Origin of the sequence: Sphingobacterium sp. UBA7253 (assembly GCF_002472745.1) — a bacterium.
Lineage (GTDB): Bacteria > Bacteroidota > Bacteroidia > Sphingobacteriales > Sphingobacteriaceae > Sphingobacterium > Sphingobacterium siyangense.
This window is the reverse complement of the sequence record NZ_DKSP01000018.1, coordinates 1-10,357: the sequence shown is the minus strand read 5'-3', so window position 1 is coordinate 10,357 and position 10,357 is coordinate 1. Positions and strand designations below refer to the sequence as shown.

12 protein-coding genes are annotated in these 10,357 nt (G+C 37.7%); 3 read left to right on the top strand and 9 right to left on the bottom strand.

Annotated elements, in window-relative coordinates; genetic code table 11:
• The coding region (locus tag B2X72_RS01350; RefSeq protein ID WP_286848109.1) for a TonB-dependent receptor at positions 1 to 1,490 on the bottom strand (1,490 nt) is incomplete at its 3' end.
• A gap of 404 nt (positions 1,491 to 1,894) precedes the next feature.
• On the opposite strand from B2X72_RS01350, the gene B2X72_RS01345 reads away from it, so the two are divergent.
• From B2X72_RS01345 to B2X72_RS01335, 3 genes are all read left to right on the top strand, one after another.
• Positions 1,895 to 2,536, top strand: coding sequence for an ABC transporter ATP-binding protein (locus B2X72_RS01345; protein WP_088160669.1), 642 nt, complete (start codon positions 1,895 to 1,897; stop codon positions 2,534 to 2,536).
• Positions 2,537 to 2,582: 46 nt separating this feature from the next.
• Positions 2,583 to 3,983: an ABC transporter permease gene (locus B2X72_RS01340; protein WP_088160668.1), complete on the top strand. Its 1,401-nt coding sequence runs from the start codon at positions 2,583 to 2,585 to the stop codon at positions 3,981 to 3,983.
• A 182-nt stretch (positions 3,984 to 4,165) separates the two neighbouring features.
• Entirely contained in the window at positions 4,166 to 4,642 is a 477-nt protein-coding gene (locus B2X72_RS01335; protein ID WP_088160667.1) for a hypothetical protein, read from the top strand.
• A gap of 79 nt (positions 4,643 to 4,721) precedes the next feature.
• Here B2X72_RS01335 and B2X72_RS01330 read toward each other — a convergent pair whose 3' ends face one another.
• The 8 genes from B2X72_RS01330 to B2X72_RS01295 all read right to left on the bottom strand — a co-directional run.
• Positions 4,722 to 5,435: a 16S rRNA (uracil(1498)-N(3))-methyltransferase gene (locus B2X72_RS01330; protein ID WP_088160666.1), complete on the bottom strand. Its 714-nt coding sequence runs from the start codon at positions 5,433 to 5,435 to the stop codon at positions 4,722 to 4,724.
• A 17-nt stretch (positions 5,436 to 5,452) separates the two neighbouring features.
• Positions 5,453 to 6,766: a hemolysin family protein gene (locus tag B2X72_RS01325; protein ID WP_286848108.1), complete on the bottom strand. Its 1,314-nt coding sequence runs from the start codon at positions 6,764 to 6,766 to the stop codon at positions 5,453 to 5,455.
• 8 nt (positions 6,767 to 6,774) lie between these two features.
• Entirely contained in the window at positions 6,775 to 7,317 is a 543-nt protein-coding gene (locus tag B2X72_RS01320; protein ID WP_115047605.1) for an inorganic diphosphatase, read from the bottom strand.
• An 8-nt stretch (positions 7,318 to 7,325) separates the two neighbouring features.
• Positions 7,326 to 7,976, bottom strand: coding sequence for a DedA family protein (locus tag B2X72_RS01315; RefSeq protein WP_115047603.1), 651 nt, complete (start codon positions 7,974 to 7,976; stop codon positions 7,326 to 7,328).
• A gap of 143 nt (positions 7,977 to 8,119) precedes the next feature.
• Positions 8,120 to 8,536 (bottom strand): HIT family protein, encoded by a 417-nt coding sequence (locus tag B2X72_RS01310; RefSeq protein WP_075991665.1) that lies wholly within the window; start codon positions 8,534 to 8,536, stop codon positions 8,120 to 8,122.
• Positions 8,537 to 8,774: 238 nt separating this feature from the next.
• Complete coding sequence (gene greA, locus B2X72_RS01305; RefSeq protein ID WP_046674213.1) at positions 8,775 to 9,248, bottom strand: transcription elongation factor GreA; 474 nt, start codon at positions 9,246 to 9,248, stop codon at positions 8,775 to 8,777.
• A gap of 143 nt (positions 9,249 to 9,391) precedes the next feature.
• The gene (locus B2X72_RS01300; protein ID WP_046674214.1) at positions 9,392 to 10,090 is read right to left on the bottom strand and encodes a response regulator transcription factor; all 699 of its coding nucleotides are present in this window, start codon (positions 10,088 to 10,090) and stop codon (positions 9,392 to 9,394) included.
• A gap of 15 nt (positions 10,091 to 10,105) precedes the next feature.
• A partial coding sequence (locus B2X72_RS01295) for a sensor histidine kinase (RefSeq protein WP_286848107.1) occupies positions 10,106 to 10,357 on the bottom strand: 252 nt, incomplete at its 5' end.

Here is a 10,357-nt window from a genome sequence, read left to right as displayed (position 1 = left end):
CCTTCTTTTTTCGAATAAATTGTCCTTCGTAAATCTGGCTGATCCACATTGACATTACTATAAGAAAGATTCCAAGAAAGTTTGGATTGCTTATCGTTATTAAGTAAATACTCGCCATCGAAAACAGAATTAAACATTCTTTTTTGAACAGTTTCGAGTAAGGTTACTTTCCTCATCTCTTTTGTTCCGTCATCAAACCATCCTTCTCGTTGCGTATAGGATTGCTCTAAACCTTGATTAAAGATATTTTTAAAGGATAGCTTAAGATCGTCTTTGATATATGATATGTTACCCAATGCTCCTATATTAGAATTGAAGCGATAGTATGTATCATTATAACTAAAGATTTTGAGATCTTTACCTTGATCAAGAGTATTAAAGTCATTTCTTACTTCTGGTGAAATTATTTCAGAATTGCGGTAAGATAAGGATCCAATAATACCTAATTTTCCCGCATTACTAAGTAGGTAAGAATTCCCAAACGTAATCTGTGCATTTTGAGCTGGTAATACTTTTCCGAGTTTTTCAGTTACCCAAGTATTTTTAAATTGTTTACTATAATTTACTTTATCACTAAGATTTAAATTGGAGTAGTCTTGAAAAGAGCCTGGAAAGCTATTGGGTAATTTATTGTCAGGATTTAATGTCGCAAAATAATTACCAGCTGATCTTTTATTTCCATAAAAATCTTTGAACGTACTTAAAGAATTATATCCAAGACCGACAGATACTTCAAAGGATTTTCGATCTGGAAAGTCCTTTGTCTTCACATTTATAGCCCCTCCTGTCAAATCCCCAGGTAGATCTGCGCTTGCCGTTTTACTGATAACAATATTATCGATCAATGACGAAGGAATAATATCGAATGAAAATGCTTTACGATCGGATTCCGTACTTGGTAACGGACTATTATTTAGCAATGCTGAATTATAACGGTCACTTAGTCCGCGGATAATAATGAATTTATTATCCTGAACACTTGCACCACTGACACGCTTTAACACTTCTCCCGTATTTTTATCTGGTGTCTTTTTTATTACTTCGGCTGAAATACCGTCTGAGATTGAAATACTATTTTTTTGTTGTGCATACAATGCACCTATAGATTCCTTCTTAAATGTACCAGTAATAACAACCTGATCCAGTACTTTACCCTCGGAATTGTCAAGAACCACATTTAAATTGGTTACATCCTTATCTTTAATCTCTACATCAGTAATCTGCTTTGTTGCAAACCCCAAGTAGCTAAATTCTAATGTATACTTCCCTGCCGGCACAGCTGGAATATTGTAATTACCTGTTACATCCGAACTTCCTACGCGTGCCGTTCCAAGAACCTTTACCGTCACCCCCGCGATGGTTTCTCCTGTCTTGACATTTGTAACTTTACCTGCAATCTTCCCACTCCCCTGTGCATAAACTGTTGTTGACGCAGCTACGACGAATGTAATGGCAGCAGCGATTCTTTTGAGTTGTAATTGTGGTTCCAATTTATTTTGTTTTTTGTTTCTGCAAAGCTATTGCCATGATATTATATTAACATTAACAAGGAATTACCATTACGTAAACCACTTGTTAATTTAATGTTACTCATCAAGATTTTGTGTTTATATTTTGGGCAAAAACACATCTAAACTGCATTTTGAGCGGAGATTTTATAATTTCTATCGGATTATATTAAAGCAGTGTAATAAAATTATTAAGTCAAAAAGTTATTAACATATTAATGCTATTTCCACGTTTTTGGCGTAGTCCCTCTTATTCTATAGCTTATCACAAGAAAAGTCCCCCCTGTTTATCGAACAAAATGCTAAGAATCATCTTATTATTGCAATATAATTGCATATACAAAGCAATTTCTCTAAGTTTGAATATATTTTTAATTTTTGAGCATATGACCAACCCGATCGTATCTACTGAACAGCTAACATTCCAATATACGAATGCAAAAAGCATCGCATTTCCTGATATCCATATCGAGAAAGGACAGCACACACTACTATTGGGCGATTCAGGCACGGGAAAAACAACCTTATTAAACATGTTGGGTGGCCTATCCCGACCTGAAACTGGTCATGTTAGAATTAATGGTCAAGATCTTTCGCTATTATCAAATAGCAAAATAGATAAGTTCAGATCGCAATATATTGGGTTTATCTTCCAGGAGGCTCACCTTCTCAAAAATTTAACTTTGCTAGAAAATATCAAATTAGCACAGTCGCTCGCCGGAAAAAAAGTCAATGTAGACGAGATTCATCAAGTATTGAAACAATTGCAGTTGGAGGACAAAACTGGTGCCTATCCAAATGAACTGAGTCGTGGCCAACTGCAACGCGCCGCTATTGCGCGTAGTGTGATCAATAAGCCGGCGCTGCTCATTGCGGATGAACCCACAGCAGCTTTAGATGATAACAATACAAATCGTGTGCTGGAACTCCTTTTGGATATCGCAGATACTGCCGGCTCAACTCTATTGATCACCACGCATGATAAACGGATTAAAGATCAGTTTTCAAAAATGTATCTCTTAAAATAATTGCTTACGCCAAATATTCATCACCCTTTTAGATTCAAAATTTGCTATGAACACGATACAGTTGGTTTGGAAAAATTTAAGTAGACAATTCGGTTCTGTCTTTTTGAGCATTTTACTGACAGCTTTTGGAATCTCCATACTGGCTGTACTCTCGATTACAGGTGAAACATTCGAAAAGCAGCTCGACAACAACAGTAAGAACATTGACCTGGTCGTCGGAGCCAAAGGTAGTCCTCTTCAATTGATCCTATCCAGCGTATATCATATTGACAACCCAACGGGAAATATACCTTTGAACGAACTCGAGCCACTGCGTCAGAACCCGCTTGTACAATTAGCGGTTCCCTTGTCATTGGGTGATAACTTTAAGGGACATCGAATTGTCGGTACGGACTCTTCTTTTCTGGCCATCTATGGCACCAAAATAAATAACGGCCGCATCTGGCAAAAAAACTTTGAGGTCGTTATCGGTGAACAGGTAGCTAAAAAAAACAACTTGAAAATAGGTGACCAGATCAACAGCTCACATGGACTGAGCAAGGATGGCCATAGTCATGACGAACATCCTTTTACTATTGTGGGTATTCTAAAGCAAAACAACAACGTAACTGACAACCTCATATTGACCAACCTCGAAAGCGTCTGGGATGTTCATGGTATCGCCCATGATCATGCCGATCACGAAACAGCAGCTCAAAAAGAAAAACGTGAACGGGAAGAAGACCGCGAAGAAACGGTTAAAGCACACCTGCACCACCATGGCGAGGGTTTGCCGGAAAATTCTACTGCACAAGTAGCAACTAATGAAAAGGAGCATCATGACCATGAAGGACATGCTGATCATGAACACGAAGAGGAAGGTGTATTTGTTAAATCCATCGGCGCGGATATGGTGAAACAGAATGGTCTTGAAATAACGGCTATTTTAATAAAATACCAGTCACCGGCAGCCATCGGTATATTGCCCAAAATGATCGACCAACAAACTGATATGCAAGCGGCTTCTCCGGCTATGGAAAGTACGCGTCTGTTTTCACTCCTGGGTGTAGGAATAGATTCTTTGGCTATCCTTGCTTATGTCATCATGCTCATTGCTGGCCTGAGTGTATTTATTAACCTCTACAATGCTTTGAAACAACGTAAGTATGATCTGGCCATTATGCGTACACTCGGTGCGTCTAAAGGAAAGTTATTCAACATTGTTCTGTTGGAAGGTCTGATCATAACGATCGTTGGTGGATTGGTGGGACTGTTATTGGCACATCTGGCATTATACTATATCAGTAACCAAACGAGCCAGAGCGCTGACTTTATCGAAGCTTTTAGGCTACATCCAAAAGAATTGGTATTTTTGCTTATCGCTTGTCTCATTGGCGTCCTAGCAGCGCTGATTCCTGCTGTGAAAGCGTACAGGACAAGTATAGCTGGTACTTTATCAAACAAATAGGACGAATGGTTAATTGGAGTAAAAAAACATAAGAATAGCGTATGCAAGATAAATCCTGCATGTGCATCGGCGAAATCTCAGTACGCAATACGTTATACTCAATACTAAAACAGATGAAACCCTTATGATTTATTCATCACCGGATAAATCTGCTAGCTTCATCACAGCTAAAAATTAAACAGATGAAAAAAATTATCACGGCATTTGCCTTCATATTCTTCAGCATTATACAGGTACATGCACAGATCGGTAGCAATCCGGATGTTCCCGATCATACACCTATGATGAACAAAACTTGGGAAGCAATTGATAAGATGGCTTATAAAGTAACTTATAATGGGGCAAAGAAAGTATATACTCCTTTCTATCCCAAAGAGCTTAAAGCGCTTGAAAATAAAATTGTTGAATTACCAGGTTATATGGTTCCTCTTCATAGTGGTCGTAATCATAAAAACTTTATGATGTCTGTATTACCCGTGATGCAATGTCAATTCTGTGGATCCAACGGAATACCACCAATGGTTGAAGTAACGTTAAAAGGTAGTGCGATAAAATTCTCTGAGGATCCGATTAAATTAAAAGGAAAAATGATCTTTACCAAAGATCCGCTTAAGGGAAATGCTGAAATTCAGATTGTAGACGCAGAACCAATAAAATAAACTAGCGCCTATTATTAAACCATTAAATGGGCTTTGCAGATCTCTCACAGCCCATTTACTGGGCCAGAGTCGTCTTTTATTATCTATTCAGTAGGGAAACTTCCATACAAGCTGCTAAAGCAGCTGTTTCCGTCCTTAAGCGCGCTTCTCCCAGCGAAATCGGATGAAATCCCATCTGTAGTGCCAAATCAATTTCCTCTTCAGAGAAATCTCCTTCCGGACCAATGAGGATAATATAATGCTGAGCAGGCTCCAAAACCTGGTTTAAATACTTCTTTTCAGCGTCAACACAGTGTGCAATTGCCTTTTGAACACCTTCTTTTGGGATTTCTCTCAAAAACTGTTTAAACGATACTGCTGGATTTAGCTTGGGAAGATAGGCTTTCAACGATTGTTTCATCGCTGCAACTACCACCTTATTTAGACGATCTAATTTCACCTCTTTTCGCTCAGAATGCTCACAGATAACTGGAGTTATTTCTTGAATGCCAACCTCAGTCGCCTTCTCCAAAAACCATTCGATGCGATCAATATTCTTCGTTGGACCAACAGCAATATGCAAATGATATTTTGGCTGCTGAAATTCCTCCTCAACAGTTAAGATCGTAAGAACAGTACGTTTGGGATGAGGGTCAATAATTTGAGCTTCGTACAAACCACCGCGACCGTCTATGAGATGTAGGCGATCACCAGTATCCATACGAAGCACACGAATAGCATGTTTACTTTCTTCTTCACTAAGGATAAAATTTTCTAATGAAGGGTTTAAATCCGGTGTAAAAAATAACTGCATGTGCTTTCGTTATTGTTTTATTCTTCTGTATCATCATCGGCCGATTCGACCAATTCCAATTTGACAAACTCTATGTTCTGCTGGGCCTTACGGATAATAGTGAATACGTAACCATATTCTTCTTTACGCTCACCGACTTCAGGAATCTTATCAAAGATTTCGCTCACCAGACCGGACATCGTATCGTAATCCTGACTCTCGGGTAATTCTATCGGGAGAAATTCATTCACATCATGAATACTAGCGCCTGCATCGACCATATATTCCGTTTCCGAGATACGTTCGACAACTGGAGTTTCCTCATCGTATTCATCCTGAATCTCACCAACAAGTTCCTCAACAATATCTTCCAGGGTAACCATACCCGCAGTTCCACCAAATTCATCCAATACAATCGCTAACTGTAGACGCTTTTGCTGGAACTCAGCCATTAGATCATTGATCTTCTTCGTCTCAGGAATGAAATAAGGTTTGCGCATGATATTTCTCATGACAACCTCTTTTCCTTTAGCTAAGAGGGGTAAAATATCTTTCGTATGGACAATACCAACGATTTGATCAATATTATCCTCATAAATTGGCAGACGAGAGTACCCTTCTTCAGTCATGGTTTCTATCAGCTCAGAGGCATCAGCCGTGACCTCCACAGCCACAATTTTGGTACGAGGTACCATAATATTCTTAACGATACGTTCGTTAAAATCAAATACATTTTTGATCAACTCGTGCTCAGAAATATCCAAAGCACCAGACTCCTTACCTTTATCCAAAAGATATTGCAACTCTTCAGAAGAGTGCGCAGATTCCCCTTTAGTAACTTCAAATCCCAAAATTTTCAGTAGAAAATTAGCGAAACCATTTAAAATCCAAATAAATGGTCTAAAGATAAAGTAGAAAAATTGCAGTGGAACCGCAATTTTCATGGTTGTTGCAACAGGTTTTTGAATCGCAATTGATTTAGGAGCGAGCTCTCCAAATACAATGTGTAACACAGTAATAATTGTAAAAGCCAATATATGTCCTGCATTCGTCGCGATTGTACCTGTCAATTCAACACCGAAAAAACCGAGAAACCCCTGCACAATTTGGGTCATTACAGCCTCTCCTACCCAGCCTAAGGCGAGTGAAGAAAGTGTAATACCCAATTGTGTAGCGGCCAAATAACCATCCAAATGCTCCGTTATACTTTTGGCTATTGTAGCAACTTTGCTACCTGTTTTTGCCTGAACTTCAATTTGGGAGACTCGGACCTTGACAATAGCAAACTCTGCCGCGACAAAAAAGCCGTTAGCCAATACTAAAAACAATGTCCAAAATATATCGAGCGCCATGCTTGGGGTTATTTGTTAACAAATTCTTTTTTGTACAACTCGATAGCCTCGATCAAGATTCTTTGCGCTTCTTCACGTCCCTTTACACCCTCAACAATGACATGTTTCTTTTCGAGTGCTTTATAACTCTCAAAGAATTGTACAATCTCCTTCATCGTATGCGGAGGCAATTGATCAATATCTTTAATGTAATTAAAAACAGGATCATTTTTGGCGACCGCAATAATCTTATCATCTTGTTCTCCACCATCAACCATATTCATCACACCAATAACCTGTGCTTCAACCAATGTCAAAGGTAAAATATCCACTGAGCAAATAACCAAAATATCCAAAGGATCTTTGTCATCGCAATAAGTTTGTGGTATAAAACCATAATTAGCAGGATAAACGACAGATGAACTCATTACTCTGTCCAAAAGCAACAAACCAGTTTCTTTGTCTAATTCATACTTTCCTTTGGATCCGTTTGTAATCTCAATGATAGCATTTACGGCATTTGGAACATTCTCACCTGGAGAAACCATGTGCCAAGGGTTTTGTTTACTCATTTTTTAATTTACTGTATATTTTGTTTGTTTCTTTTATCTTTTATACGCTTTTTTAGTAACGTTATTGCAATTGGCAAAAATGCGATCACAATCATACCAACGACAACATATTCTACATAATGTAAAATCCAAGGGAACTCTATACCGAGGAAATATCCAGAAAGGGTCAACACAAGTACCCAAATAGCAGCCCCGGCAACATTGTACAGAACGAATTTCTTAAAATCTAATTTTACAACACCGGCAAAGATAGGTGCAAAAGTACGAACTATTGGGACAAATCTTCCTATAATTAAAGCTGTTCCACCATATTTATGGTAAAACTCTTCCGCCATGACCACATATTTTCGCTTAAAGATGAAGCTATCTTTTCGCTTAAATAACATTGGTCCGGCTCGATAACCAAACCAATACCCTGTAAAATTCCCTAATACTCCCGCGACAAATAAGCCTAGACAAAGCGTGTATATATTAACGTCAATTTTATTTAGTGCACAAAATAATCCTGCAAGAAATAATAAATAATCACCAGGTAGAAAAAATCCAAAAAATAGACCTGTCTCAGCAAATACAATTAAGATAACCAGATAAAATCCACCAGAGCTCAATAGCTCCTCCGGGTTTAATAATTGTTGAAATGACAACAAAAGTTCATGCATAATCTTTAGTAAAAATCAATATTGCGTTTCTTTTTTAGAACAAATCCTACGCTTATTCTTGTACAAATTTTAAACAGCAAAGTACAAATATAGCATTCTTCTAAAAAACGAACGTAAATCAAGTGTAATATAATCTTTTCTAGTTATTGATTTTGAGCAGTTATACTGACGATAGACTCGCGAATAGTAGTCGCAATTTCATGAAGTTCGTCCTCTGCCAAGCTCAATTTAGGTCCAGCAAAGTTTAAATCACTAATTTTATTAATAGGCACCAAATGTATATGTGCGTGAGCCACTTCTAAACCAACAACTGCAACACCAACTTTTACACAGGGAATTACCTTTTTAATACCTTGAGCAACAATCTTAGCAAAGACCCAAAGCGCCATATATTCATCATCTTCTATATCAAAAATGTAATCGGTCTCTTTCTTAGGGATCACAAGAACGTGCCCCTTAGCCAATGGACTGATATCCAAAAAAGCTAGAAAATCATTACTTTCTGCAACTTTGTAAGCTGGGATCTCCCCAGCAACGATTTTTGAAAAAATTGTCGACATATTATTCTAATCTTGGAATAAATCTTTTAAACAATAATTAGCAAAAAACAGACTTTAAAATGCAAAGCCTTCGGTATGTTAGCAATTAAAAATTTAACTGCAGATTTTATCACACCCTGTTTTTCTACTGCCAACAAATATAAACAAAAAAGGTCGCGATTACTATATCACGACCTTCTTAATATAAAGTTAATTTGTGGATGTGCGGTTATGGCATACCGCACATAACCGACATATATTATCTTGAAATCTCTACGATCTCGAATTCAATTTTACCGGCAGGCACTTCAATAACAGCTGTATCACCTTTCGATTTTCCCAACAAACCCTGGGCAATAGGAGATTTAACTGAAATCTTGCCCGACTTCAAATCTGCTTCTGACTCCGCCACCAATTGATAAGTCATTTCAGCACCATTCTTTTTGTTCTTGATCTTAACAATCGATAAGGCCAAAACTTTAGATGTATCCAATTTGGACTCATCAATTAAACGTGCAGTCGCCAATGTATTCTCCAAATTGGCAATTTTAGCTTCGTGAAGCCCCTGAGCTTCTTTAGCTGCATCATACTCTGCATTTTCTGACAAATCTCCTTTGTCTCTAGCCTCTGCAATAGCATTGGCAATTTTAGACCTTCCTTCCGTCTTCAGATAAGCCAATTCTTCTTTAAGCTTACGCAATCCTTCTTCCGTAAAATAAGTTACTTCTGCCATAATTTTATCTTTTTTCTTATTTTCTACTTTTTAAAAAAGAAACAAGACCATATTTCCCTCGTCAGGAAACATGGTCTTGCTTTGAATCTATACGAAGATAATAATTGTTTTCAACAAAACAAATTCTTACCCGTTAAATAAAATTAAATCTCTTCCTCATCAACAAATTTATACCCCAGCCCCCGAACTGTTTGTAGATAATGTGGCTTATCTGGATTTGTTTCGATCTTTTTCCTTAAACGAACCACATGCATATCCAAAGTACGTGTGTTGACATTGGAGCTATAACCCCAGACAACCTCCATTAACTCCTCGCGTGTAATCTCCCGGCCTAAGTTTTGTAAAAAATGAAGCAAAATTCGGTTTTCCAAAATGGTCAACTCAACTTTCCTTCCGTCACGTATTAAGGAATGAATATTCGGATGATGTTCCGTTTGCCCAAATTTATATACTTCGGGACTGTTCTTAGGTAAGAAAAATTTCACCTTATTATCGATCATAGCAATAAGCACATCCATATTGAATGGCTTACTAATGTAATCAGTCACACCAAAGCTATAGGCTTCAATTTTGTCCACATCTTGAGACTTCGCTGTCATCATGATAATGATATTCTCAAACCCGGCTTTACGGACATCTTCACAGATTTCGTTGCCTTCTTTTCCTGGAAGCATCCAATCCAACAAAACCACATCGGGTCTCTTTTCCAAGATCAAACTTTCCGCTTCATTCCCATTTCCACTCTGAATGACCTGATAGCCTTCGGATTCCAATCGATGTTTTACCAAGAACCGTAAGTTCTCATCATCTTCAATAACAGCAACAGTGATGTCTTTATTCATATTTAAATTTATTTTTTAAACCGGAAATACCAAGGTAAAGGTGGTCCCCTGTCCCAATTGACTTTTTACTGTAATATCACCGCCTATAAATTCGGTAATCTCTTTACAGAAAGCCAAGCCCAAACCGATACTTCCTTGCTGATTATATTGACTTTTTATTCTATAAAACTTTTTGAAGATGTTGTTAAACTCTGCCTTCTCAATACCTATTCCTTCATCCTTAAAAGTGATAACAAAATTCTTCTTGTTTTGTTGTATCGCAATATC